This window comes from Streptomyces cinnabarinus, assembly GCF_027270315.1.
In the GTDB taxonomy this organism is placed as follows: domain Bacteria; phylum Actinomycetota; class Actinomycetes; order Streptomycetales; family Streptomycetaceae; genus Streptomyces; species Streptomyces cinnabarinus.
Map to the genome: position 1 here is coordinate 5936512 of NZ_CP114413.1, position 25229 is coordinate 5961740.

The 25229-nt window shown below is 71.3% G+C and carries 19 protein-coding genes; 10 read left to right on the forward strand and 9 right to left on the reverse strand.

The window, feature by feature from the left end:
- Nucleotides 1–107: 107 nt before the first annotated feature.
- The 6 genes from STRCI_RS26985 to STRCI_RS27010 all read right to left on the reverse strand — a co-directional run bounded on the left by STRCI_RS26985 (nucleotide 108) and on the right by STRCI_RS27010 (nucleotide 10414).
- On the reverse strand, nucleotides 108–821 hold the full coding sequence (locus tag STRCI_RS26985) for a M50 family metallopeptidase (RefSeq protein WP_269661557.1): 714 nt from the start codon (nucleotides 819–821) through the stop codon (nucleotides 108–110).
- Nucleotides 822–938: 117 nt separating this feature from the next.
- Nucleotides 939–6806 carry a non-ribosomal peptide synthetase gene (locus STRCI_RS26990; RefSeq protein WP_269661558.1) on the reverse strand — a complete coding sequence of 1956 codons (5868 nt, stop codon included), beginning with the start codon at nucleotides 6804–6806 and terminating at the stop codon, nucleotides 939–941.
- Nucleotides 6803–7558, reverse strand: coding sequence for a class I SAM-dependent methyltransferase (locus tag STRCI_RS26995; protein WP_269661559.1), 756 nt, complete (start codon nucleotides 7556–7558; stop codon nucleotides 6803–6805). The genes STRCI_RS26990 and STRCI_RS26995 overlap by 4 nt, the downstream gene beginning before the upstream one ends.
- Nucleotides 7552–8301 (reverse strand): thioesterase II family protein, encoded by a 750-nt coding sequence (locus STRCI_RS27000; RefSeq protein WP_269661560.1) that lies wholly within the window; start codon nucleotides 8299–8301, stop codon nucleotides 7552–7554. Before STRCI_RS27000 ends, STRCI_RS26995 begins: the two co-directional genes overlap by 7 nt.
- An 88-nt stretch (nucleotides 8302–8389) precedes the next feature.
- On the reverse strand, nucleotides 8390–9889 hold the full coding sequence (locus STRCI_RS27005; protein WP_269661561.1) for an ABC1 kinase family protein: 1500 nt from the start codon (nucleotides 9887–9889) through the stop codon (nucleotides 8390–8392).
- 24 nt (nucleotides 9890–9913) lie between these two features.
- On the reverse strand, nucleotides 9914–10414 hold the full coding sequence (locus tag STRCI_RS27010; protein WP_269661562.1) for a hypothetical protein: 501 nt from the start codon (nucleotides 10412–10414) through the stop codon (nucleotides 9914–9916).
- Nucleotides 10415–10666: 252 nt separating this feature from the next.
- Here STRCI_RS27010 and STRCI_RS27015 point away from each other — a divergent pair, with 252 nt between their 5' ends.
- The 10 genes from STRCI_RS27015 to STRCI_RS27060 all read left to right on the forward strand — a co-directional run bounded on the left by STRCI_RS27015 (nucleotide 10667) and on the right by STRCI_RS27060 (nucleotide 20669).
- Nucleotides 10667–11482: an SOS response-associated peptidase gene (locus STRCI_RS27015; RefSeq protein ID WP_269661563.1), complete on the forward strand. Its 816-nt coding sequence runs from the start codon at nucleotides 10667–10669 to the stop codon at nucleotides 11480–11482.
- A gap of 19 nt (nucleotides 11483–11501) precedes the next feature.
- Nucleotides 11502–12131 carry an alpha/beta hydrolase family protein gene (locus STRCI_RS27020; RefSeq protein ID WP_269661564.1) on the forward strand — a complete coding sequence of 210 codons (630 nt, stop codon included), beginning with the start codon at nucleotides 11502–11504 and terminating at the stop codon, nucleotides 12129–12131.
- 256 nt (nucleotides 12132–12387) lie between these two features.
- On the forward strand, nucleotides 12388–13092 hold the full coding sequence (locus STRCI_RS27025) for a sigma-70 family RNA polymerase sigma factor (RefSeq protein WP_269664656.1): 705 nt from the start codon (nucleotides 12388–12390) through the stop codon (nucleotides 13090–13092).
- A complete protein-coding gene (rsrA, locus tag STRCI_RS27030) occupies nucleotides 13089–13391 on the forward strand; it encodes a mycothiol system anti-sigma-R factor (protein ID WP_269661565.1) in 303 nt (100 codons plus the stop codon). The genes STRCI_RS27025 and rsrA overlap by 4 nt, the downstream gene beginning before the upstream one ends.
- Before the next feature lie 125 nt (nucleotides 13392–13516).
- On the forward strand, nucleotides 13517–14809 hold the full coding sequence (locus tag STRCI_RS27035; protein WP_269661566.1) for an HD-GYP domain-containing protein: 1293 nt from the start codon (nucleotides 13517–13519) through the stop codon (nucleotides 14807–14809).
- On the forward strand, nucleotides 14806–16053 hold the full coding sequence (locus STRCI_RS27040) for an HD-GYP domain-containing protein (RefSeq protein WP_269661567.1): 1248 nt from the start codon (nucleotides 14806–14808) through the stop codon (nucleotides 16051–16053). The genes STRCI_RS27035 and STRCI_RS27040 overlap by 4 nt, the downstream gene beginning before the upstream one ends.
- Nucleotides 16054–16170: 117 nt before the next feature.
- Entirely contained in the window at nucleotides 16171–17151 is a 981-nt protein-coding gene (locus tag STRCI_RS27045) for a tetratricopeptide repeat protein (RefSeq protein WP_269661568.1), read from the forward strand.
- 126 nt (nucleotides 17152–17277) lie between these two features.
- Complete coding sequence (def, locus tag STRCI_RS27050) at nucleotides 17278–17928, forward strand: peptide deformylase (RefSeq protein ID WP_269661569.1); 651 nt, start codon at nucleotides 17278–17280, stop codon at nucleotides 17926–17928.
- A gap of 282 nt (nucleotides 17929–18210) precedes the next feature.
- On the forward strand, nucleotides 18211–19296 hold the full coding sequence (gene cyc1 / locus STRCI_RS27055) for an epi-isozizaene synthase (protein ID WP_269661570.1): 1086 nt from the start codon (nucleotides 18211–18213) through the stop codon (nucleotides 19294–19296).
- Nucleotides 19293–20669: a bifunctional albaflavenone monooxygenase/terpene synthase gene (locus STRCI_RS27060; RefSeq protein ID WP_269661571.1), complete on the forward strand. Its 1377-nt coding sequence runs from the start codon at nucleotides 19293–19295 to the stop codon at nucleotides 20667–20669. Before cyc1 ends, STRCI_RS27060 begins: the two co-directional genes overlap by 4 nt.
- 4 nt (nucleotides 20670–20673) lie before the next feature.
- Here the strand turns inward: STRCI_RS27060 and STRCI_RS27065 are convergent, their stop codons facing one another.
- The 3 genes from STRCI_RS27065 to STRCI_RS27075 all read right to left on the reverse strand — a co-directional run bounded on the left by STRCI_RS27065 (nucleotide 20674) and on the right by STRCI_RS27075 (nucleotide 25219).
- Nucleotides 20674–21639 carry a GlxA family transcriptional regulator gene (locus STRCI_RS27065; protein ID WP_269661572.1) on the reverse strand — a complete coding sequence of 322 codons (966 nt, stop codon included), beginning with the start codon at nucleotides 21637–21639 and terminating at the stop codon, nucleotides 20674–20676.
- A gap of 215 nt (nucleotides 21640–21854) precedes the next feature.
- Nucleotides 21855–22868 carry a ribonucleotide-diphosphate reductase subunit beta gene (locus STRCI_RS27070; RefSeq protein ID WP_269661573.1) on the reverse strand — a complete coding sequence of 338 codons (1014 nt, stop codon included), beginning with the start codon at nucleotides 22866–22868 and terminating at the stop codon, nucleotides 21855–21857.
- Nucleotides 22868–25219, reverse strand: a complete 2352-nt coding sequence (locus STRCI_RS27075; protein ID WP_269661574.1) for a ribonucleoside-diphosphate reductase subunit alpha — start codon at nucleotides 25217–25219, stop codon at nucleotides 22868–22870. The genes STRCI_RS27070 and STRCI_RS27075 overlap by 1 nt, the downstream gene beginning before the upstream one ends.
- Nucleotides 25220–25229: the final 10 nt, after the last annotated feature.

Here is a 25229-nt window from a genome sequence, read left to right on the forward strand (position 1 = left end):
GGGGTGTGCAGGTCGGGTGCGGCGCCGTTGTGGCTGGTCGCGCCCACGCGGCGGAGCCGCACATGACACAGCCCCGCGCCTCTCTGTGACTCGCTCTACGTGGCTTGTCACAGGTCCAAGAGCCACCTTCCGCCGCCTATCAGGGAGCACAACGAGACCGCGTGGAACAGGAACAGCCACATGCCCGCCGGTACATGCGTCAGCCGCGACAACTGGTCCGCGTCCGAGTCGCCCGCGCCCCCTCGCGCCCGCTTCGCCTGTAGCTCGAAAGCGGGACGTACGCCGCCGAGCAGCAGGAACCACACCACCGCGTACGCGAACGCCGCCTGTACCTGGGGGCCCGCCAGCCACGAGACCAGGACGAAGGTGCCGCCCGTCAGGACCACCGTCAGGGCGCCGTACGCGTTGCGGATCATGACCAGCACGGCCAGGAGCAGGGCCGTGGCCAGCCACAGGAGCAGGGTGATGCGGCCCGCGCCGAGCAGGGCCGCACCGCCGAGGCCCAGCAGCGGCGGGGCGGTGTAGCCCGCCGCCGCCGTGAGGATCATGCCGAGGCCGTGCGGCTTGCCGCGGCTGACCGTGAGGCCGCTGGTGTCGGAGTGCAGGCGGATGCCGGTGAGCTGTCGGCCGGTGAGCAGGGCCACCAGGCCGTGTCCGCCCTCGTGGGCGATGGTGATCGCGTTGCGGGCGACCCGCCACACGCCCTGGGGGACGACCACCGCCACCGCGGCGACGAGGGTCGCGATCACGACCCACAGGTCCGGGTCGCTCTGGGTGCCCGCGAGCTCGTCCCAGAGAGAGGTCGCTGTGCTGGTGTCCATGGTGTGCGGTCGTTCCCTCTCCTCGTACGGACTCGGCAGTGTGACACGTACGGATGTGTGGACGGCATGTCAACGGCCGGAAGAGAGGGAACGTCCCCGAACACAGTTCCGGGCCGCTCACCCCGCCCGGCGCTGGTCCACCGTGCTCGCCAGATCGGCGACCGTGCGGCTGGTGAAGACCTCGCGCAGGCCGATGGAGATCTCGAAGCGGTCGCGGATCCGGGCGATCAGCCGGGTCGCGGCCAGCGAGTGCCCGCCGAGGTCGAAGAAGTTGTCCTGAATCCCCACCCGGGGAACGTCCAGGACCTCGCACCACAGGGTGGCGAGCTGTTGCTCCGTCGGGGTACGCGGTGCGACGTAACCGGAGGCCGGGCCGGTCTGCCGGGGCGCGGGCAGGCGGCGGCGGTCGACCTTGCCGTTGGCGCTGAGCGGCCAGCTGTCCAGGGTCAGGACGTGCTCGGGGACCATGTGCGCGGGCAGCCGGTCGCGCAGCCAGCCGCGCAGCCGGTCCGGCAGGGAAGCGGCGACCGGGGCGGCCGCGGTGCGGTCCACCCGGCCGCCGACCAGCGCGTGCGCCAGGACATGCCGCTCGCCCAGCGCGAACTCCGGCTTCAGCGGCTCGAAGTCGAGTTCCCCGATCGGGCACAGTCCTACGTCCGTCCCCGCCGCCCAGTCCATCAGCAGCTGCCCCATGTACCCGGCCTCCAGCAGGCACAGGTCGCGGGCGAGCGAACCGTACATCGGCTCGATGGCGTCCAGGTCCGCCACCAGGAACAGGGTGAAGCCGGCCGCGTCCACGACCGCCCGGTTGTGCCCCGCGTGCACGTCGGCGCCGACCCGGGCGCCCTCGGTGAGCGGCACGAGGGCGTTCTCGTCGGGGTCGACGTAGTACGCGCCCGGTGCGAGACCCGCCACGGACTTCACCTGCACATACGTCTGGACGGGATACAGGCCTCCTGCCGATGGGTAGCGGCACTTGGCCAGACCGTCCACCTCGTCCTGCCCCAACAGGCCCAGACAGGCCGAGAGTTCGGGGAGGGTGACCGGCTCGGGCAGGAACGCCCGGTCGCTGCGCCGCCGGGACGGCTCGGCGGGCACCCGGGGGAGCGCGACCCGCCGCCGTTCGGGCTCCCGGCGCAGTCCGTGGCGGGCCAGCTTGAACTCCGCGCGGGCCAGCGGGTCGAGCAGGGTGATCCCGGCGCGGCGGCCGGCCTCGAAGGCGGCGGTGTCCGTCGCCTCGTCCGGGACGGCAGGGTCCTTCGGGACGGCAGGGTCCTTCGAGGCGACGTGCTCCTTGGGGATGGCGTGTTCCTTCGGGATGACATATGCGACCAGCCCGTCATGGCCGGGACCCTCGGCGTGGGCGGTGGCGGTGACGACGGCCGAGGTCACGTCGGGGTGGGCGAGCAGAGCCGTCTCGATCTCGCCGGGTTCGATGCGCTGGCCGCGGATCTGCACCTGGAAGTCGGCCCGGCCCATGAACTCCAGCGTGCCCTCGGACCGCCACCGCCCCAGGTCCCCGGTGCGGTACATCCGCTCGCCGGTCTCCGGGTGCCGTACGAAGACCGCGTCGGTGCGGTCGGGGTCGCGCCAGTAGCCGTCGGCCAGACAGACCCCGGAGACGTACATCTCGCCGGTCACCCAGTCCGGGCAGTCCCGCAGCCGGTCGTCGAGGACGCGGTAGCGGACGTTGGCGAGGGGCGTGCCGTACGGGATGCTCCGCCAGTCCGGGTCGACGTCGGCGACGGGATACCAGATGCTCCACACCGTGGTCTCGGTCGGACCGCCGATGGAGACCACCCGGACGCCGGGCACGCGCTCCCGCAGCCGGCCCGGCACGGGCAGCGGGATCCAGTCGCCGCCGAGGAACACCAGCCGCAGCGGGCCGGGGCGGGCGCCGCTCGCCAGGAGCATCTCCATCATCGCCGGGACCGAGTTCCACACCGTGACCCCGTGCCGGGCGATCAGCTCCGCCCAGTGCGCCGGGTCGCGGCGGTCCGCGGCGGCCGGGACGACCACGGCGCCGCCCGCGCCGAGCAGTCCGAACAGGTCGAAGGCGGACAGGTCGTGATGGAGCGCGGTCACCGCCAGACAGCGGTCGGCCTCGGTGATCCGGAAGGTGTCGAGGGTCTCCCGCACACAGTTGACCAGCGCCCGGTGGCTGACCATCACACCCTTCGGCTCGCCCGTGGAGCCCGAGGTGAACATGGTGTAGACGAGGTCCCCGGGGCTGCCGGGCGCCGGGAGCGGGGTCTCGGTGTCGGCGGGGAGCGGCTGGTCGACGCAGAGCCGCAGCAGCCCGTCCGGCCAGTCCAGGGTCAGCCGGGACTGGGTCAGCACCAGCCCCACCTCACCGCGCTCCAGCAGCTGCCGCACCCGCCGCGCGGGCAGGTCGGGGTCGATCGGCAGATAGGCGGCGCCGGAGAACAGCACGCCGTAGGCCGCGACGACCTGCTCCCAGCCCTTCTCCATCACCACGGCGACCAGATGCCCCGGCCGCGCGCCGTGCGCCCGCAGCCAGCGGGCCACCCGCCGGGAGGCGTCGGCGAGCGCGGCGTACGACAGGGTCAGGTCCGGGGCGATCACGGCGGGCGCGTCCGGGCGCAGCACGACCTGCCGCTCGAAGAGCTGCTGCACCTGGAGATCGGGTACGGCCCGCTCGGGGCCCGCGTCCGGGTGGCGCTGCTCCGGCAGGGGGAGCGGCGCGGGCCGGGACCAGGCGTCCTCGTCGGTGGCGAGCCGGTGCAGCAGGGCCGTCTGGGCGTCGAACATGTCGTCGACGAGCCCGGCGGGAAACAGTTCGTCCACCGAGTCCCAGTTCAGCAGCAGCGCTCCCGACCGTTCATGGGCCTGGCAGTCCAGGGTGACCTGCGGGGTCTGGGAGATGGTGAACACCGGGGTGAGCAGCCGCTCCAGCGCGGTAGGGGTCTCGGCGGCGAAGGCGAGGTTGCTCGTCATCACCACCGGCATCAGCGCCCGGTCGTAGCCGCTCCGGAGCCGCATCAGCTCGCGCAGCACCTCCACTCCGCTGACGGCCGAGTGCCGCAGATCGGACCGGAGTCGACGCTGCACAGCTTGAGCCCGCTCCAGGAAGGTCCCGGCGCCGCGGTGGTCGACCTCCAGCAGGGTGAAGGAGGCGAACTGGCCGAGCACCTCGTCGTACGAGGGATCCCGCACCGGTCGCGTCAGCCGCGGCACGTTGAGCGTGAAGTGGCGGCTGTTGCTCCAGGTGGCCAGCGTCTCGGCGTACACCGCGAGCAGCAGTCCGCTCGGGGTCAGCCCGGCCCGCGCCGCCCGTTCCTTCAGGCCTGCCCAGGTCGCGGCGGACAGGACGGTGTCCCGGCGGGTGAACCGCGGTACGTCCACCGTCGTGGACCGGGCCGGCAACTGGGGCGCCGGGGGCAGCTCGGGCAGGCGGCGCCACCAGTAGTCGTGGGCGCGGCGGTACTCGGGCGTCCCGGTCCGCTCCGCCTCGGCGCGCACATGGTCGCGGAACGAGCGGGCGGGGGCGGGCGGTCGGGCCTCCGGCTCCTCGTAGAAGCGGGACAGGTCGTCGAAGAGCAGCCGGCCGGAGGAGAAGTCGGCGATCAGCGAGTCCACGCTGAGATGGACGCGCAGTCCGTCGTCCAGCCGGCTGGCGGTGACCTCGAACAGCGGCCACCGGTCGGCGGGCCGCACCTCGTGCGACAGCCGCTCCCGGACCGCCGCCAGCTCCGCGTCGGCCGCACCCTTGTCCAGACCGCGCAGATCGGTCACCCGGATCTCGTACGGCGGTACCTCGGGCAGGATCCGCTGCTCGTTGCTGTCCGGCAGCATCACCGCCCGCAGCATCTCGTGCCGGTCGATCACCCGCCGCCAGGCCCGCTCGAAGCGGTCCAGGTCGAGGGCGGGGGCGTCGAACTCGACGTACACATGCGTGGAGACGTTCCCGAGTTCGAAGGCGCCGGTGCGGCCGAGGCAGTACGCCTGCTGGGTGTCGGTCTGCGGGAAGGGGGCGTACGGGTCGTCCTCGGCGGGCGGTGCCGTGCCGGGCCCGGACCTCGGCTGTTCCCCGAGTGCCGCCGCCAGCGCCGCGACGGTCGGGGCGTCGTAGAGCAGGTCCTCGGAGACGGACAGCCCGAGATCCCGTTCGATGCGCCCCGCGAGCCGCAGCATGGCGAGCGAGTCCAGACCGAGGTCGACGAGCGGCTCCTCGCGTCCGGGTGTCCGCGACCCCGGGGCGAGCGAGGCGACCAGTCCGGTCAGATACGCCTCCACCTCGCCGGCCTCGGGCCCGGCCGTCCACTCGGCGACGACGGCGAGGGACCCGGCGACGAGGGCCGTCCGGGTCGCCCGGCGCCTGATCTTGCCGCTGGAGGTCTTGGGCACGGTCGAGGGCCGGACCAGGACCAGCCGGTGCAGCCGTACGTCGAACTCCGCGGTGATCGCCCGGCCGACCTCCCGCGCGACCTCGGCCACCGGCGGCGGCTCCACCCCGCGCCGCACCTCGGCGACCACGACCAGCCGTTCCGTGCCGTCGCCCGCGGCCACCGCGACGGCCGCCGTGGCATGCGGCAGCAACGCCGGATGGGCGCTCTCCGCACAGCGCTCGATGTCCTGGGGATACAGGTTGCGGCCGCGCACGATGATGAGGTCCTTGCTGCGGCCGGTGACGAACAGCTCGCCGTCGCGCAGGAACCCGAGGTCCCCGGTGCGCAGGAAGGGTCCCTCGCCGCTCGCCGTCGTCGCGCCGAAGACCGTCGCGCTCTCCTCGGGCCGGTTCCAGTACCCGCGTGCGACGTTCGGCCCGCCGACCCAGATCTCCCCGACCTGCCCGGGCCCGCACGGCGTCCCGTCGGCCGGATCGACGACGAGCAGCCGCTGTCCGTCGACGGCGCTCCCGCAGCCGACGACCGTCCGCCGCTGCCCCGCCCCGCCCGGCTCGACCCGGTGCGCCTCCAGCGCGGCCGCGTCCAGCGTGAGGGCGGGCGCGGCGGTGAGCCGGTCGCCGCAGGACACCATCAGCGTGGCCTCGGCCAGCCCGTAACCGGGCCGCAGGGCCGAGCGGCGCAGGCCCCAGGGGGCGAAGTGCTCGGCGAACCGGTCGAGACAGGCGGCCGGCACCGGTTCCGCGCCGACGATGACGGTGTCCAGGCTGCTCAGATCCAGCGGCTCGTGCCTGCCGGGGTCGACGCGCTCCACGCACAGGTCCAGGGCGAACGGCGGTACGGCGGACACCGTGGCGGCGTGCTCGGAGATCGCGCGCAGCCACTGCGCGGGGTCCAGGACGAAGGTGCCCGGCGCCATCAGCACCCCGGGGAAACCGCCGACGAGCGGCTGGAGGATGCCGCCGATCAGGCCCATGTCGTGGAACGGCGGCAGCCAGCTGACCAGCCGGGACTCCTCCCCGGTCCGGGCGCGCCGCTGGATCTGGGCGGAGTTGTGCAGCAGGTTGCCGTGCGTGACCATCACGCCCTTCGGCACGGCGGTGCTGCCGGAGGTGTACTGGAGGAAGGCGAGGCTGTCGCCGTCGGCGCCCGGGTCCGTCCAGGACTCCGGATCGGCGGTCAGCGCGTCGGTCGGCAGCCAGGCCACGTCCGTCAGTTCCGGCAGCCGCCTCCGGATGCCGGCCAGGGCCCGGTCACCGGTGAGCGCGGCGGCGGGCGCCGCGTCCGCGGCGATGGCACCGAGCCGTGCCGCGTTGCGGGAGTGCGGGGGAGAGGACGGTACGGCGACGGTCCCGGCGTACAGGCAGCCGAGGAACGCGCTCACGTACTCGGCGCCCGGCGGGTGGAGGATCAGCACCCGGTCGCCCGGGGAGCAGGCGGCCCGTAAGCCCGCGGCCACCTGGCGGGCGTGGCGGTCCAACTGGGCGTAGGTGAGGGCGTTCTCCGCTCTGCCGTGGCTGTCGAGGAAGACGTAGGCCTGGCGTTGCGGCTGTTCCTCCGCGCGGGTGCGGAGCAGGTCGACGAGGCTGCGGGAGAGTGTCCTCAGGGGCGTGTTCATGCTGTTCCTCCGGTCGTTCCCGTGGTGGTTGTCCTCGTGAGGGCGGGCTTGTCCGCGCGCACCCATTTCGTCGGCACCCAGGGCCCGCTCCACCACATGCGGTGGCCCACGTCGGCGCGGGTGACGTTCCGGGCGCCGGCGGCGAGCAGGAGATCGCGGTACTGGGCGGTGTGGAAGATGTCGACGATGAGCAGCCGGCCGCCCGGCCGCAGCACCCGGTACGCCTCGCACACCGCCTCCGCGCGGCCCCGCGCGTCGGTGATGTTGTGCAGGGCCATGCTGGAGATCACCAGGTCGAACCGGTCGTCCTCCAGGGGCAGTTCCCGCATGTCGGCGGTGACCAGGTCGATCCGCTCGGCGACCCGCTCCCGGCCGGCGTTGTCCAGCGTGGTCCGCGCGCGGTTCCCGGACTGGTCGACCGAGCGCCACAGGTCGACGCCGGTCACCCGCCCCCGGGGCACTCTGCGGGCGACCGCGGTCAGCACCGCGCCCCGCCCGCACCCGAGGTCCAGCACCTGCTCGTCGCCCCGCAGCCCGAGCCCGTCCAGCAGCTCCTCCCAGACCAGGAACTTGCCCCGCACACTGGCGTGCAGGAACAGCCCGGCCGGTGCGGCCGTCACCGCCGGGATCCGCAGCAGCCGGCGGGGCGCGCCGGCCGCGACCGCGAGCAGCGGCACCAGGACCGAGGCGCCGAGCCCGATCGCCCAGCCCGGCCCGTCCACGCCGTAGCGGCCCCTGGACCGGGCTACCACGCCAACTCCCGTGCCACGAAGGTCAGAACGGCCTCGGCGGAGGTGAAGACGAAGAAGTGGTCGCCGTCGAAGACCCGGACCGTGACATCGGTGCCGAGGTCCCGCCAGTGCTCCACCTCGTCCGGCGCGGCGGCGGGGTCGTCGGCACCGGCCAGGGCGAGCAGCGGGATACCGGGGCGCAGGGCGTCCAGGGCCCGGTAGGTCTCGGCGGCCTCGAAGTCGGCGCGCAACTGGGGCAGGAAGAGGGCGAGCCACTCCTCGTCGGCGAGCAACTCCGGCGGTACGCCGCCGAGTCGGCGCAGGCCCGCCACGAACTCCGCGTCCGGCAGCCGGTGCATCGCCGGAGTGCGGCGCGGGACGTGCGGCGGCACACTGCCGGAGACCACCAGCGCGGCCGGCGGCCGGTCCGACTCCTGGAGGGCGAGGGCGAGTTCATAGGCCAGCAGCGCCCCCATGCTGTGCCCGAACAGGACGTACGGCAGCCCTTCGGCCCGGCGGGCGAGGGGGCCTTCGAGCCGTTCCGCGAGCCGTGCCACCGATCTCTCGGCGGGCTCGGTCACCCGGATCTCCCGGCCGGGCAACTGGACGGGGACGACCTCGGTGCCCGGGCCGAGCAGACTCTGCCAGGGCCGGAAGACCGAGCCTCCGGCGCCGCCATGGGGGACGCAGAAGAGCCGGACCTGGGGACAGGGGGCACCCGGCAGGGCGCGCGGGAACCACGGTTGTTCTGTTGTGACACTCACAGGCAGGCACAGGCTTTCGCTTCAACGGTGACGGGACACGTCACACGCGGGGACGGATGAGGTGTACGGCGTGCGCGCGGGCGCGGGATCACGCCTTGCGCCGCCGGTGGTCCAGATAGAGGGCGAGGGCGCCGAGGGCGAGCGCCGTGTGCGGGCCGGACCGGCCGCCCTGGGACCGGGTCGGTACGACCTCGCTGAACTGCACACGCAGAGCGCGGTCGGCGATGTCGTCGTTCAGGGCCCGGAGCTGTTCGGAGGCCCCGGCCTGGGTGAGCGTGGCCTCCAGCAGCCGCCGGGCCGACGCCTGCGGGGAGCCGGCCTCGCGCACCATGTGCAGGACGATCCGGGGGACCTCGCGCTGGAAGACGTCGACCAGCGCGAGCTCGGGCGCCAGACAGCGCACCGAGCCCTCCAGGTTGGCGAAGGACTTGCCGAGCAGGGAGACCGCCGGACAGGAGGCGATGCCCCTGCGGGTGGACTTCTCCAGCACGCTGGTGAGCGTGATGCCGAAGTTCAGCTCATCCAGGGAGGCCGTCGCGACCTTCGGCACCAGCGCCGCCATGTCCTGGGAGAACCCCGGGATGTCCGACCACGGTGTGGTGCGGCCCATCTCCACCCAGGCCTTGGCCAGGCCGTGCCCGTCGTTCTGGGCGACGGCCATCAGCACCAGCAGCAGTCGCATGCTGGTCCGCTGGTCGATCCGGCCGATCATGCCCCAGTCGATCAGCGTGGCCTCGCCGTCGCCGGTGACGAAGACGTTCCCGGCGTGCGGATCGGCGTGATAGACGCGCTCGATGAAGTAGCTGCGGTACATGAACGCGATCAGCTCACGGCTGACGGCCAGCCGGTCGCGGTCGCGCAGGGCGGCCGGGTCCGCCTTGCGCACGGAGACGCCGGGCGCCATGGACTGCACCAGGACGCCCTCGGTGGCGGCGAGGACGTGCGGCACGGACAGCCGCTCGAAGCCGCGCAGGGCCTCGCGCGCCCGGTCCATGTTCGCCGCCTCCTTGGTGAAGTCCAGCTCGGGTTCCATGGCGTCGAAGACGCCCCCGAGCATCGCCTCCACGTCGACGACCGCGCTGAACCGCGGCGCGGCCCGGGCGATCAGCCGCGCGGCCTTGCGCAGCAGCGCCATGTCGGTCAGGACCGTGTCCCGGATCCCGGGCCGCTGCACCTTGATCACCCCGGGCCGGCCGTCGGCCAGGGTGACCCGGTGCACCTGCGCGAGGGAGGCCGCGCCCAGCGGACGCTCGACGTCGATGTCGTCGAAGCGCCGCTTCCAGTCCGGCCCGAGGTTCCGCTCCAGCACCGGCTCCAGCTCGGAGAAGGGCTGGACGTCCACCTCGTCGTGCAGGTTCTGGAGCTCCTCGATCATGATCGGGGAGACCATGTCCGGCCGGGTGGAGAGCATCTGACCGATCTTCACGTAGAAGGGGCCGAGGCTCTCCAGGGCGCCGCGCACGGCCCGGGCCCGCCGCCGCTCCCGGTCGTCCGGGCCGTCGGACGGCGGGGCCGACCGGGTCTCGCCGACGACCTGCCGCAGTACGGCGGCCACCGTCCGCAGCCGGCTGCCCGTGCGCGGGGCCATGAGCAGGGGTCCTTTCGGCCTCGGTCAGGCCTTCTTGCCCGCCGCGCTTCTGGTGACCGCTCCGACGGCCCCGCCGACGGCACCGGCGGCGCCGAGCAGTGGCTCGACCGCCTTCAGGGCCTCCGTCAACAGGCCGACCACCTCGGTCAGTTGCTGGAGCTGCTGGGGGAGTGCGGCCAGTTGCTGTGCCATGTCACCGGCGGCGGCGAGGGGGGTGCCGACGGCCGCGAGCGGGGCGCTGGACGCGGCTGGGACTGCGGCCCCGACTCCCGCACCCGCTCCGGAGAGCAGCGCGAGGGCCGCGAGGTTCTTGTTCTTGCTCTTGTTCTTCTTGTCGTCGTCCTGGAGCAGGGACATGGCCGCGATCGTGCGCAGCGTGTCCCCGGGCACGGCGGCTAACGCGCCCGCCGGCAGTCCGAAGGGCAGATCGTCGTCATCGTCGCGGTCGAGCAGGTCGTCCCAGGCCTTCTTCCAGTCGTCGGCGACGTCACCGTAGAAGTCCTTGATCGTGTCGATGGTGCCCATACGGATCCTTCCTGGCGCTGTTGCGCTGAATGGGGGGAAATAGGGTCCGAAGCGTTGAAAAACTTAGCAACAGATATGGAAAGAGAGAAGTAATAGAACTTTGCACCAGTTGCCGATGTTTGCCGGTTCTGTTTCGGGTTCTGAGCGATCGACCAGGGCATATGCCCGGGGGAAGTGAGGGGTACCCGGTCCCGGGTGGCCGTTTCCGCTGTCCCGGCTTCAGCCGTGAGGGTGAAATGTAGGGTGGTGAAGATGTGCGGACGGTACGCGTCGAGTCGTAAACCCGAGGACCTGGCCGGGATCTTCGAGATCGAGAAGTGGGAGCCCGAGGAGACCCTGGAGCCCGACTACAACGTCGCGCCCACCAAAGAGGTCTACGCGGTTCTGGACCGTGCCCTGAAGGACACCGACGACAAGCGGCCGGTCCGCCAGCTGCGCAGGCTCAAATGGGGACTCGTCCCGTCCTGGTCCAAGACGCCCGAGGGCGGCGCCCGGATGATCAACGCCCGCGCCGAGACCGTCCACGAGAAGCCGTCCTACCGCCGCGCCTTCACCACCCGCCGCTGCATCCTGCCCGCCGATGGCTACTACGAGTGGGTCACCGGCACCGCCGAGCGGGAACTGGAGGTCGAGGGCAGGAAGAAGCGCCCGCGCAAGCAGCCGTACTTCGTGCTGCCCGCCGACGGCTCCGTGTTCGCGATGGCCGGGCTGTACGAGTTCTGGCGGGACAAGACCCTGCCCGACGACCATCCGCAGGCGTGGTGGGTGACCTGTTCCGTGATCACCACCGAGGCGGAGGCCACCCCGCTCGCCGTGTCCCCGGCCGACGGGCCGCGCACCCTCGCCGACATCCACCCCCGGATGCCGCTGATGCTCACCCCGGACCACTGGGACTCCTGGCTGGACCCCGCCCGCACCGACCCCGACGACCTCCGCGAGCTGCTCGCCCCGCCGCCCGCCGGACTGCTGCGCGCCTACCCGGTGACCACCGCCGTCAGCAACGTCCGCAACAACGGCCCGGAGCTGCTGAAGGAGCTGGAGGGGCCCGAGGAGGGCACACTCTTCTGATGTGACGAGCGAGTCTGTTGTGAGCACCGAGACCATCAGCACGGACGCGGGCGACGCCCGTATCACCTGGCACCCGGCCGGCAAGGCACGCCTCGTGCTGGCCGTCAGCCACGGCGCGGGCGGCGGCATCGAGGCCCGCGACCTGAAGGCACTCGCCCAGGTCCTGCCCGAGCACGGTGTGACCGTCGCCCTCGTCGAGCAGCCCTGGCGGGTGGCCGGCAAGAAGGTCGCCCCCGCTCCGAAGACCCTGGACGTCGGCTGGCGGGGCGTGTGGCCGGCACTGGCCGCGCCCGGCCTGCCGGTGATCTCCGGCGGCCGCAGCGCCGGCGCCCGCGTCGCCTGCCGTACCGCCACGGAGCTCGGCGCCCACGCCGTCCTCGCCCTCAGCTTCCCGCTGCACCCGCCGGGCAAGCCCGAGAAGTCCCGCGCGCAGGAGCTGCTCGGCGCCGGGGTGCCCACCCTCGTCGCCCAGGGCGGCAACGACCCCTTCGGAAAGCCCGAGGAGTTCCCGGACGGCTCCTACGACCTGGTCGAGGTTCCGCACGGCGACCACGGCTTCGCCGTCCCCAAGCGCGCCGACATCACCCAGGCGCAGGCGTTGGCCCTGATCACCGATGCCGTAGTGAAGTGGACCACGTCACGCAGGTAAAGCTTCGGGAATGTTGCGCACCGGACCACTGTTGAGGCGGACAGAGGCGCTGGCCACCAGCACCGACGTCGTAGGAGAGGAAGTCCGCCGCATGGGTTCGACCTTCTGCCCGGCCCGCAGCAGCCGCACCGAGCTGGACTGGACGGTGCTGCACGCGGCCAAGACCGCTCCTATTCGAGCGGCGGGCGGACCGGAGGTTCGTCTATCCTCCGATTCTGGCGACACCGGCTTCGGTGCTGCCCGGAATCTTGAGGAGGTGGGTCCGGTCACCGGTACCGACGCAGGGACCGACAACGGCCAGGCGGAGCTGCCCGAGGGCCAGGGCACCGGCACGTCCGCGGAGACGACCCCCGCGGAGACGACCGCCGAGCGCACCGCGCGCTTCGAGCGGGACGCGCTGGAATTCCTCGACCAGATGTATTCGGCCGCCCTGCGCATGACGCGCAACCCGGCCGACGCCGAGGACCTGGTGCAGGAGACGTACGCCAAGGCGTACGCGTCCTTCCACCAGTTCCGCGAGGGCACCAACCTGAAGGCCTGGCTGTACCGGATCCTCACCAACACCTTCATCAACTCCTACCGCAAGAAGCAGCGTGAACCCCAGCGCTCCGCGGCCGAGGAGATCGAGGACTGGCAGCTCGCGCGCGCCGAGTCGCACATGTCGACCGGTCTGCGCTCCGCCGAGTCGCAGGCGCTCGACCACCTGCCCGACTCGGACGTGAAGGAAGCCCTCCAGGCGATCCCCGAGGAATTCCGCATCGCCGTCTATCTCGCGGACGTCGAGGGCTTTGCGTACAAGGAGATCGCGGACATCATGGGGACACCCATCGGTACGGTGATGTCCCGGCTGCACCGGGGCCGCCGTCAACTGCGCGGCATGCTGGAGGACTACGCCCGTGAGCGCGGGCTGGTCCCGGCGGGCGCCGGAGAGTCGAACGAAGCGAAAGGCTCGGGCTCATGAGCTGCGGAGAGCCGCACGAGACGGACTGCAGTGAGGTCCTGGACCATCTGTACGAGTTCCTCGACAGTGAGATGCCGGACATCGACCGCGACAAGTTCAAGCAGCACTTCCAGGAGTGCTCGCCGTGCCTGGAGAAGTACGGACTCGAAGAGGCCGTGAAGAAGCTGGTCAAGCGGTGCTGCGGACATGACGACGTCCCGACCGACCTGCGCTCGAAGGTCCTGGGGCGGCTCGATCTGATCCGCTCCGGGCAGGCCGTCCCCGAGCACGACGTCACCGTCACCCCGCAGGAGTCCTGAACTCCCGCCCCGGGAACGACCGGTCGTCACTCGAACGTGCTAATCGGCGGGTGATAAGCCCGCATCCTCCCCCCTGGCCGACCTAGGCTCCGAAGCCTGGACAGGCATGGTCAGGGGAGGGGCACATGGAGGGGACTCCCGCGCGGGCGCGTGTGTACGTGGCCTGCGTCGCCCTCGGTGCCCTGCTCTGTCTGCTGCCGCTGCCGGCCACCCGTGCGCCCTGGTGGGCCCTCGCCCTCCTGGCCGCGCTGTACGCCGGCTGCGAGCAGATCGCCCGCCGGCGTTTCGCCGGCACCTTCCACCCGGTCCTGCTGGCCGGTGCCTTCCTGCTGGCCCCGCCCGCCGCGGCGCTGATCGCGGTACCGGGCGCGCTGCTCTCCCAGGGCGCGGCGCTGCGCCGGATCTGGCGGGCCGCGCAGCTCGCGCTCGCCGTCTGGGCCGCCGCCCGGGTGCACTGGGCGCTGGACGGCCGGGACGCGGTCGTCGCCTCGGACTTCCCCTACGCGCTGCTGCCCGCCGGGGCCGCGGTCCTGACGTTCTGCGGGGTGCTCACCCTCCTCGACGGCGGCATCCTCGCCCTCGCCGAGCGGGTGCCCGTCCGCCGGGCCTGGCGCGGGCTGTTCGCCCGCTCGCTCGCCCCGACCGCCGTGCACGGCCTCGCCGGACTGATGATGGCCGTCCTGTGGCGCAGCCCGTACGGCCCGGTCGCCGCGCTGCTCGTGCTGCTGCCGATGGGCGTCTCCTGGTGGGTGTTCGCGCAGTACCACCGGGAGCGGGCGGCCCACCAGGCGACCATCAGGGCGCTGGTGCAGGCCGTCGACATCAAGGACGGCTACACCCGCGGACACAGCGAGCGCGTCGGCCACGCCTCGATGCTGATCGCCCGCGAACTGGGCCTGGACACCGAGCGCGTGGAGGTGCTGCGGTTCGCCGGGATCCTGCACGACGTCGGCAAACTCGGCGTGCCCACCCGGCTGTTGCGCAAGGACGGGCCGCTCACCCCCGAGGAACGGCGGGTCATCGAGCTGCATCCGGAGTACGGGCACGAGATGGTGCGGGGCATCTCCTTCCTCGGCGAGGCCAGGGCCGCCGTACTGCACCACCATGAGCGGCTGGACGGCAGCGGGTATCCGTACGGACTGGTGGGCGGACAGATCCCGGAGTCCGCGCGGGTCGTCGCCGTCGCGGACGCCTTCGACGCGATGACGTCCACCCGGTCCTACCGGCGGGCGCGGCCCGTCGACGTGGCGCTGGAGGAGCTCCGGCGGTGCGCGGGGACACAGTTCGATCCGCGGATGGTGGCGGCGCTGGACCGGGTGATCCAGCGGTCCGGGTGGTGTCCCGAGGTCACCGCGGGCGAGGGGCGCGTCCCGGCACCCGGGGGCCCCGTCGCCGACCGCCCGGGAGCGCGTCGATGAGCGCCTCCCGGCCCGGCTGGATCCTGGTCCTGATCCATGCCTCGGCCGCCCTGCTGGCCGCCGTCAGTCTGGTCGGCACCCTCTGGCTCGGTCTGGAGGAACGTCCCGTCGCGCTCGCCTTCGGACTGCTGATCACCGTCGGTGAACTCACCCGGTGGACCGGCCCCGAGGTCCGCGAGCCCGCCCCGCTCGCGGCGGCGGGCGCCCTGGCCTACGCCCTGCTGGGCGAGGACGCGGGGCAGCCCACCCACCACGGCGTGTTCCAGACCGTCACCATCGTCCTCACCGCCACCCTCCTCGGTGCCGTCCCGCACATCGCCCGCGGGCGCAGCCCCGAGCCCGACCTGCCGGCCCGCCGGGTGCTCACCGTCGGCTTCGCCGCCGCCTGCTTCCAACCCCTGTACAACCGGGGCGCGTTCGACGAGTGGAGCGGCGCCGCCTACGCCCTGCTGATCGTCGCGCTGCTCGCCCTCACCGCCCTGTGCGACGCGGTGCTCACCGCCGTGCTGGCCCATTCCAGGACCGGCTGGCCGTTCGGACCGCTGCTCCGGGACGAGCTGCGGGCGCTGCTCGGGATCGGCTCGGCCGTCTGCGCGACCGGCGCGGTGATGGCGCTCGCGGTGGCCGTCGTCGGCCTGTGGGCGCTGCCCGTGTTCTGTCTGCCGCTGCTCCTCACCCAGCTCTCCTTCCGCCGCTACGCCGCCGTCCGCGCCACCTACCGGCAGACCATCGCCTCCCTGGCCCGCGCCACCGAGGTCGCCGGGTACACCCCGGCCGGGCACGCCCGCCGGGTCGCCGCGCTGAGCCTCGCCGTCGGCCGGGACCTCGGCCTGTCCGGGGCCGAGCTGACCGTGCTGGAGTACGCCGCCCTGATGCACGACATCGGACAGCTCAGCCTGATCGACCCGGTCCCGGCCGGGGCGACCGCCGGGCTGCCCGTCGCCGAGCAGCGCCGGATAGCCCTCCTCGGCGGCGCCGTCGTCCGGCAGACCGGGGTCGACGGCTCGGTCGCGGTGGTGGTGGAGCGGCAGGCCGACCCGTGCCGGGAACAGCCACTGGCCGCCCGGATCGTGCGGGCGGTGAACGCCTACGAGGAGAAGGCGCAGGGAGCGGGTCCCGGCGGGCCGCTGAAGGCGCTGGAGGAGCTGAGACTGGGCACCGCGGGGGAGTACGCGCCGGAGGTCGTGGAAGCCCTGGCCCGGGTGTTGTCAAGAGACTGTCTGACCTTGGGTCGGGTGGGGTAACCCATGGGTAATGAGCGCCTCTCCAGCGGTCCGTGGTTGGATGCGAAGGGAGAGGGTCTCCAGGAGGCTGTCCGGGGGCACAGCCGGCCCACTCCACGGAACTGGCAGGCGGGAATCGTGAGGATCTTCGGCAAGGGACGGCACCGGCCCTCCGCCTCCTGGCGGCAGGCCACCGACCGCGCGTTCACGCTCATCGGCGATGGCCGGTACGAGGACGCGGGCGCGCTGCTGACACGTGCCGCCGATCTGGAGCCCTGGCTGTCCGAGTCCTGGTTCAACCTCGCCCTGCTGCACAAGTTCCGGCACGACTGGGAGCAGGCGCGGGCGGCGGGCCTCAGGGCCGTGGCGCTGCTCGACCGGGAGACCGGGGCGCCCGACTGGTGGAACGTTGGTATCGCGGCCACCGCCCTCCAGGACTGGCCGCTGGCCCGGCGGGCCTGGCAGGCCTACGGGCTGCGGGTGCCGGGCGGTGCCACCGACTCCGGCGAGCCGGTCGGCATGGACCTCGGCAGCGCGGCCGTACGGCTGTCCCCCGAGGGCGAGGCCGAGGTGGTGTGGGGGCGGCGGCTGGATCCCGCGCGGATCGAGGTGCTGTCCATTCCGCTGCCGTCGTCCGGGCGGCGCTGGGGCGAGGTCGTGCTGCACGACGGGGTCCCGCACGGCGAGCGGACCACCACGGCGGGGCACGCGTACCCCGTCTTCGACGAGATCGAGCTGTGGGCGCCGTCGCCGGTGCCGACCTGGGTGGTGCTGCTGGAGGCGGCGACCGAGGCGGACCGGGACGCGCTGGAGCAGCTCGCGGCGGACGCGGGTTTCGCGGCGGAGGACTGGTCTTCGTCGGTGCGGTTGCTGTGCCGGACGTGTTCCGAGTCCCGGATGCCGTCCGATGAAGGCGACGGGGAGCATCTGGATCCGCACGACCACAGTGAGCCGGGGCATCCCGGGCCGCTGGGGCACCGGACGGACGGGCAGTTGTGGGTGCCGGAGCGGGAATGCGGAGTGGCTGCGCCGGCTTCGCTGGTGCGGGGGTTGCTGGACGGGTGGGTCGCGGATTCCCCTGACTCCCGGGACTGGCGGGACTTGGAAGAGGTCTGCTGAGGTCGTTCTTCGGCTGAGGGCTCGTTGTGGCTGGTCGCGCAGTTCCCCGCGCCCCTGGCGGGGCGCTCCCCTTACCCTGTATCCGCAGCAAACCCCTGTTTTTGTTTAGGAAGGCATACGTCGGTCATGGCGCAGCAGGACACCGATCAGCAGCACGCGGGCGTGCTTCCCGTGGACGACGAGGGCTTCGTCATCGACACCGAGGAGACCGAGGAGCGCGAGAACGCCTGGCGTGAGCGGGGGACCTCACGGCCGATCACCGTGGTCGGCAACCCGGTGCTCCACAAGGAGTGCAAGGACGTCACCGAGTTCGGCCCCGAGCTGGACCAGCTGGTCGCGGACATGTTCGCCAGCCAGCGCACCGCCGAGGGCGTGGGCCTGGCCGCGAACCAGATCGGCGTCGACCTGAAGGTCTTCGTCTACGACTGCCAGGACGACCAGGGCGATCGGCACGTCGGTGTCGTCTGCAACCCCAAGCTCGTCGACCTGCCCGCCGAGAAGCGCCGGCTGGACGACAGCAACGAGGGCTGCCTGTCGGTGCCGACCGCGTACGCGCCGCTCGCCCGGCCCGACTACGCCGAGGTAACCGGCCAGGACGAGAAGGGCAACCCGATCAAGCTCCGGGGCACCGGCTACTTCGCGCGCTGTTTGCAGCACGAGACGGATCATCTGTACGGCTATCTCTACATCGACCGGCTCTCCAAGCGGGAGCGCAAGGATGCGCTGCGGCAGATGGCCGAGAACGAGCCGCGCTACCCGGTGGTGGCAAACGACTGACTTCCCTCAAGCCCCATGCGCACGGCGTCTGTTCAGGAACCTCCCTTCTTGACCAGGCGCCGTTCGTCTGTGCGTCGTATGTTCGAGCCCATGTGCCTATCTACTGATCCATAATCAGTCACACAAGGGGAGATTCTCGGCACGGTGGGGTAGTGAATGGAGCAAATCCGTTCCCAGATCGGTCAGTTGTAGTGCTGAATGGGAAGTGCGGGGATACGCAACGGCGCACGCCCGGCACGGCGGGAGGGGTGTGCGCAACTGGCGGCTGAGAGGGGTTTGTTCGTGCATGCTTTCTCACACAGCACCACATCGACGCCGACTGCGGTCGCGGTCCCACCATCGCTGTGTCTCCCGGTGATCGAGACGGCGTTTCCCAGGCACCTTCATCCATATTGGCCCAGGCTTCAGGAGAAGACACGCACCTGGCTGCTGGAAAAACGCCTCATGCCGGCGGACAAGGTGGAGGAATATGCCGATGGCCTTTGCTACACCGACCTCATGGCGGGGTACTACATTGGCGCCCCCGACGAGGTACTGCAGGCGATTGCGGACTACAGCGCGTGGTTCTTCGTCTGGGACGACCGGCACGACCGTGACATCGTGCACCGCCGCCCGTCCGCTTGGCGGCGGTTGAGGTTCCGGTTGCATGCGGCCCTCGCCTCTCCCGAGGACCACCTGCATCACGAGGATCCGCTGGTGGCCGGGTTCGCGGAGAGTATGACGCGGCTGTACTCGTTCCTGCCGCCGAGCTGGAACGCCCGGTTCGCCCGGCACTTCCACGCGGTGATCGAGGCCTACGACCGGGAATTCCACAACCGCACCAATGGTGTCATCCCCACCGTCGAGGAATACCTCGCCCTGCGTCGTCTCACCTTCGCCCACTGGATCTGGACCGACCTGCTGGAGCCGAGCGCCGGACGTGAACTACCGGACTCGGTGCGGAAACACCCGGCATATCGGCGGGCGGCGTTGCTGAGCCAGGAATTCGCCGCCTGGTACAACGATCTCTGCTCGCTGCCCAAGGAAATAGCGGGCGATGAGGTCCACAATCTCGGAATCAGTCTCATCAAACATGAGGGGCTGACCCTGGAAGAATCCGTGATGGAAGTAAGGCACCGTGTCACGGAATGCATATCCGAATTCCAGGTCGCCGAACGGGCCGCCCTTCGGTTCGCCGACGATCTCGCCGACGGCACCCTGCGGGGAAAGGAAATGAGTGCCGCCGTACGGGCCTGTGTCTGCAATATGCGGAACTGGTTCAGCACCGTCTACTGGTTCCACCACGAGTCCGGCCGGTACATGGTCGACAACTGGGACGACCGGTCCACGCCCCCGTACGTCAACAACGAAGCGGCAGGTGAGAAATGACCGTCGAGTCTGTGAGGCCCGAAACGCAGATATATGCGGAATCCGAGCTGCGTGAGCCGCCCGTGGCGGGCGGTGGTGTTCCGCTGCTCGGGCACGGCTGGAAGCTGGTGCGCGATCCGCTCTCCTTCATGGCCGCCCTGCGGGAGCACGGCGACGTGGTCCGGCTGAAGCTGGGACCGAAGACGGTGTACGCGGTCACCACGCCGGACCTCACCGGCGCGCTGGCCCTGTCTCCGGACTTCAAGATCGACGGGCCGCTCTGGGAGTCCCTCGAAGCCCTGCTCGGCAAGGAGGGTGTGGCCACCGCGAACGGCACCCGGCACCGGCGCCAGCGACGCACCATCCAGCCCGCGTTCCGGCTCGACGCCATCCCCGCGTACGGGCCGATCATGGAGGAGGAGGCGCACGCGCTGACCGTGCGCTGGCGGCCCGGCGAGACGGTCGACTGCACCTCGGAGTCGTTCCGGGTGGCCGTCCGGATCGCCGCCCGCTGTCTGCTGCGCGGCGACTGCATGGACGAGCGCGCCGAGCGGTTGTGCGTTGCTCTTGCCACCGTCTTCCGTGGTATGTACCGCAGGATGGTGATACCGGCCGGACCGCTCTACCGGCTGCCGCTTCCGCCCAACCGCAAATTCAACCGGGCCCTGGCCGATTTGCATGCGCTGGTCGACGAGATCGTCGCCGAGCGGCGGGCATCTGGTCAAAGGCCGGACGATTTGCTGACGGCATTGCTGGAGGCGAAGGACGAGAATGGCGAGCCGATCGGGGAACAGGAGATCCACGACCAGGTGGTCGCGATACTCACCCCGGGAAGCGAAACCGTGGCGTCCACGATCATGTGGCTGCTGCAAGTGCTGACGGAACATCCGGAGCACGCCGACCGGGTCGCCGCGGAGGTCGAATCCGTCACCGGTGGCCGGCCCGTCGCATTCGAGGACGTCCGGAAGCTCCGGCACACCAACAATGTCGTCGTCGAGGCCATGCGTTTGCGCCCGGCCGTCTGGATATTGACGCGCCGGGCGGTGACCGACACCGAGCTCGGCGGGTATCGCATTCCGGCAGGCGCTGACATCGTATACAGCCCGTATGCGATCCAGCGGGACCCGAACTCGTACGCCGACAACCTCCGGTTCGATCCCGACCGCTGGCTTCCGGAACGCGTGAAGGACGTGCCGAAATACGCCATGAGCCCCTTCAGTGTGGGCAACCGCAAGTGCCCGAGCGACCACTTCTCCATGGCTCAGCTGACGCTGATCACGGCGGCGGTGGCCACGAAGTACCGCTTCGAGCAGGTGTCCGGATCCAACGACGCCACCCGGGTGGGCATCACGCTCCGTCCGCACGACCTGCTGCTCAGGCCGGTGCCCCGGTGACGGCTCAGGCCGCTTCCGGGCCCCGGAAGGTACGCCGGTAGGCGTTCGGGCCGATCCCCAGCGCACGTACGAACTGGTGGCGCAGCGCGGCGGCCGTACCGAACCCGGTGCGGCCCGCCACCGCGTCCACCGTCTCGTCCGTCGTCTCCAGCAACTGCTGGGCCAGCAGTACCCGTTGGCGCAGGATCCAGCGGTACGGCGTGGTGCCGGTCTCCTGCTGGAAACGGCGGGCGAAGGTGCGCGGGGACATATGCGCGAGGTCGGCGAGCTGCTCGACGGTGACCTCCTCGTCGAGATGCCGCTCCATCCAGGTCAGGACATCGCCGACCGTGTCGCACTGGGAGCGGGGCAGCGGGCGGTCGATGTACTGCGCCTGCCCGCCGTCCCGGTGCGGCGGTACCACCATGCGCCGGGCGATGGCGTTGGCGACCTCCGTGCCCTGCTCCTTGCGCACCAGGTGCAGACAGGCGTCGATCCCGGCGGCCGTGCCCGCCGAGGTGATCACCGGGTCCTCGTCCACGTACAGCACATCGGGCTCGACGACCGCGCGCGGGAAGCGCCGGGCCAGCTCCTCGGCCTGCTTCCAGTGCACCGCGCAGCGCCGCCCGTCCAGCAGTCCCGCGGCGCCCAGCACGAAGACGCCGGAACAGACGCTGAGCACCCGGGCCCCGCGGTCGACGGCCCGCACCAGGGCGTCCAGCAGCGCGGGCGGATAGTCCCGGCCGATGTAGTCGCTGCCCGCCGGCACCGCGATCAGATCGGCCTCGTCGAGCCGGTCCAGGCCGTACGGCGTGGACACCGTGAACCCCGGGACGTGCGTGGCGAGGTCCGGGCCCTCCGCCGAGACGACCGCGAAGTCGTACACCGGAAGCCCCTCGTCACTGCGGTCGAGTCCGAAGACCTCGCAGACGACCCCGAGTTCGAAGGGATGCGCACCGTCGAGCAGGGCGACAGCCACGTTCTTCAGCATGGAGCCCAGTCTGCCACGTCTATGGCAGTAATTCGATGCTGTACGGCAGTCCTGCCACTGTCAGGAGTGTCCTCGGCGTACGACGATTACCGCATGGACGCACTCCTCGGAACTCTGACCGTGACCGTTCTCTTCCTCCTCCTCGCCGCCCCGGCGCTCATGGGCCTGGTCCACGAGCGCCGGATCGACCGCCAGCTGCGGGCGGCCCGCCCGACTCAGAAGTCCTCGTCGAGGTCGACCGTGCCCTCCACCGCGACCTGGTACGCCGAAGGACGCCGCTCGAAGAAGTTGGTGAGCTCCTGAACCCCCTGCAACTCCATGAAGGAGAAGGGGTTCTCCGAGCCGTACACCGGAGCGAAGCCGAGCCGGGTCAGCCGCTGGTCGGCGACGCACTCCAGGTACTGCCGCATGGAGTCGGTGTTCATGCCCGGGAGGCCGTCACCGCACAGGTCGCGCGCGAACTGCAGCTCGGCCTCGACGGCCTCCCGCAGCATGTCGGTGACCTGCTGCCGGAGCTGGTCGTCGAAGAGCTCCGGCTCCTCCTTGCGGACCGTGTCCACGACGTCGAAGGCGAAGCTCATGTGCATCGTCTCGTCACGGAACACCCAGTTGGTGCCGGTGGCCAGACCGTGCAGCAGACCCCGGCTGCGGAACCAGTAGACGTACGCGAAGGCGCCGTAGAAGAACAGGCCCTCGATGCACGCGGCGAAGCAGATCAGGTTGAGCAGGAAGCGGCGGCGGTCGGCCTGGGACTCCAGGCGGTCCAGCTTCTCGACCTCGTTGATCCACTTGAAGCAGAACCCGGCCTTCTCGCGGATGGAGGGGATGTTCTCGACGGCGTCGAAGGCCGCCGCCCTGTCCTCCGGGTCGGGCAGGTAGGTGTCGAGCAGCGTCAGATAGAACTGGACGTGCACGGCCTCCTCGAAGAGCTGTCGGGACAGATACAGCCGCGCCTCGGGGGAGTTGATGTGCTTGTACAGCGTCAGCACCAGGTTGTTCGCGACGATCGAGTCACCGGTCGCGAAGAAGGCGACCAGCCGGCCGATGAGGTGCTGCTCGGCGGGCGTCAGCTTGGCGAGATCGGCCACGTCCGAGTGGAGGTCGACCTCCTCCACGGTCCAGGTGTTCTTGATGGCGTCCCGGTAGCGCTCGTAGAAGTCGGGGTAGCGCATGGGGCGCAGGGTCAGCTCGAAGCCCGGGTCGAGCAGGTTCTTGGTGTCGCTGGACATTACTGGCAGGCCTCGCAGGACTCGGGGTTTTCCAGGGAGCAGGCGACGGCGTCCGCGGACTGCTGGACGGGGAGCGTCGCCTGGGCGGCGCGGGCGATGCGGGTCGCCGGGCGCGAGCGCAGGTAGTACGTCGTCTTCAGCCCGGACTTCCAGGCGTAGGCGTACATCGAGGAGAGCTTGCCGATGGTCGGCGTCTCCAGGAACAGGTTCAGCGACTGGGACTGGTCCAGGAACGGCGTCCGGGCGGCGGCCATGTCGATCAGGCCGCGCTGCGGGATCTCCCACGCCGTGCGGTAGAGCCGCCGCACGTCCTCCGGGATCCACACGAAGTCCTGCACCGAGCCGTTCGCCTCGCGCAGCGCCTCACGGGTGCGGGCGTCCCAGACGCCCAGCTCCTTGAGGTCCTTCACCAGGTAGGAGTTGACCTGGAGGAACTCACCCGACAGCGTCTCGCGCTTGAACAGGTTGGACACCTGCGGCTCGATGCACTCGTAGACGCCCGCGATGGAGGCGATGGTGGCCGTCGGCGCGATCGCGAGCAGCAGCGAGTTGCGCATCCCGGTCCCGGCGATACGGCCGCGCAGCGCCGCCCACCGCTCCGGCCAGGTGAGTTCGGCGTCGTAGTGGTCGGGGTGCAGCACGCCCCGCGCGGTACGGGTCTTCTCCCAGGCCGGGAGCGGGCCGTTGCGCTCGGCGAGGTCGGCGGAGGCCTCGTAGGCGGCGAGCATGATGCGCTCGGCGATCCGGGTGGAGAGCGCCTTGGCCTCGGCGGAGTCGAACGGCAGCCGCAGCTGGAAGAGGACGTCCTGGAGGCCCATCGCGCCCAGGCCCACCGGCCGCCACTTGGCGTTGGAACGGCCCGCCTGCTCGGTCGGGTAGAAGTTGATGTCGACGACCCGGTCGAGGAAGGTGACGGCGGTACGGACGGTGGCGTCGAGCCGCTCCCAGTCGATGTCGCCGGTCGCCGTGTCGACGAACGCCCCCAGGTTCACCGACCCCAGGTTGCAGACCGCCGTCTCCCCGTCGTCGGTGACCTCCAGGATCTCCGTGCAGAGGTTGGAGGAGTGGACGACATGGCCCGGCAGGGCCGTCTGGTTGGCGGTGCGGTTGGCGGCGTCCTTGAAGGTCATCCAGCCGTTGCCGGTCTGCGCCAGGGTGCGCATCATCCGGCCGTACAGATCACGGGCGGCGATGGTCCTGCGGGCGAGCCCCGCGGCCTCGGCCCTGCGATACGCGGCGTCGAACTCCTCGCCCCACAGGTCGACCAGCTCGGGCACGTCGGCGGGGGAGAACAGCGACCACTGGGCGTCCTCGTTCACCCGGCGCATGAACTCGTCCGGGATCCAGTGCGCGAGGTTCAGGTTGTGCGTCCGGCGGGCGTCCTCACCGGTGTTGTCCCGCAGCTCCAGGAACTCCTCGATGTCGGAGTGCCAGGTCTCCAGGTAGACCGCGGCCGCGCCCTTGCGGCGTCCGCCCTGGTTCACGGCGGCGACGGAGGCGTCGAGCGTCTTGAGGAACGGGACGATGCCGTTGGAGTGCCCGTTGGTGCCGCGGATCAGTGAACCCCGGGAGCGGATCCGGGAGTAGGAAAGACCGATGCCGCCGGCGTGCTTGGAGAGCCGGGCGACCTGGTGGTAGCGGTCGTAGATGGAGTCCAGCTCGTCGTTCGGGGAGTCGAGGAGGTAGCAGGACGACATCTGGGGGTGCCGGGTGCCGGAGTTGAAGAGCGTGGGCGAGGAGGGGAGGTAGTCGAGGCGGCTCATGAGCCCGTAGAGCGCGGCGACTTCGTCCAGTGCCCGAGTGGTGTCGTCCTCGGCGAGACCGGCGGCGACGCGGAGCATGAAGTGCTGCGGGGTCTCCACGACCCGGCGCGTGATGGGGTGCCGCAGCAGGTACCGGCTGTGCAGGGTGCGCAGCCCGAAGTACCCGAAGCGGTCGTCGGCGCCGGAGTCGACGAGGGCGTCGAGGCGCTCGCCGTGGATCCGCACGAACTCGGCGGTCCGGTCGGCGATGAGCCCCTCCCGGTGCCCGACCGCGACGGACTCGGTGAAGGAGACGACGCCCTGCGAGGCGGCCTCGGCGGCGATGGAGATCGTCAGCAGCCGGGCGGCCAGCCTGCTGTAGGCGGGGTCCTCGGAGATGAGCCCGGCGGCGGCCTCGGTGGCCAGCTCGCGCAACTCCGCCTCGTCCGCGTGGGCGGACCGGCCGCGCAGCGCGGCGGCGGCGACCCGGCCGGGGTCGGCGTCGGGGAGGTCGGCGGTCAGCTCGGTCAGGGTCCGCAGCAGCGCGGTACCGGGACCGTCGGTCTCCACCGGGGCGGCGGAAACCGGGTCGGCTGGCGCGATGGTCACGTGGGGGCTC

Excerpts from the sequence above, each read along its gene's own strand:
- STRCI_RS26985 (WP_269661557.1), bottom strand. The coding sequence starts at position 821 with ATGGACACCAGCACAGCGACCTCTCTCTGGGACGAGCTCGCGGGCACC.
- STRCI_RS26990 (WP_269661558.1), bottom strand. The coding sequence starts at position 6,806 with ATGAACACGCCCCTGAGGACACTCTCCCGCAGCCTCGTCGACCTGCTC.
- STRCI_RS27005 (WP_269661561.1), bottom strand. The coding sequence starts at position 9,889 with ATGGCCCCGCGCACGGGCAGCCGGCTGCGGACGGTGGCCGCCGTACTG.
- STRCI_RS27010 (WP_269661562.1), bottom strand. The coding sequence starts at position 10,414 with ATGGGCACCATCGACACGATCAAGGACTTCTACGGTGACGTCGCCGAC.
- STRCI_RS27015 (WP_269661563.1), top strand. The coding sequence starts at position 10,667 with ATGTGCGGACGGTACGCGTCGAGTCGTAAACCCGAGGACCTGGCCGGG.
- rsrA (WP_269661565.1), top strand. The coding sequence starts at position 13,089 with ATGAGCTGCGGAGAGCCGCACGAGACGGACTGCAGTGAGGTCCTGGAC.
- STRCI_RS27035 (WP_269661566.1), top strand. The coding sequence starts at position 13,517 with ATGGAGGGGACTCCCGCGCGGGCGCGTGTGTACGTGGCCTGCGTCGCC.
- STRCI_RS27040 (WP_269661567.1), top strand. The coding sequence starts at position 14,806 with ATGAGCGCCTCCCGGCCCGGCTGGATCCTGGTCCTGATCCATGCCTCG.
- def (WP_269661569.1), top strand. The coding sequence starts at position 17,278 with ATGGCGCAGCAGGACACCGATCAGCAGCACGCGGGCGTGCTTCCCGTG.
- STRCI_RS27060 (WP_269661571.1), top strand. The coding sequence starts at position 19,293 with ATGACCGTCGAGTCTGTGAGGCCCGAAACGCAGATATATGCGGAATCC.
- STRCI_RS27065 (WP_269661572.1), bottom strand. The coding sequence starts at position 21,639 with ATGCTGAAGAACGTGGCTGTCGCCCTGCTCGACGGTGCGCATCCCTTC.
- STRCI_RS27070 (WP_269661573.1), bottom strand. The coding sequence starts at position 22,868 with ATGTCCAGCGACACCAAGAACCTGCTCGACCCGGGCTTCGAGCTGACC.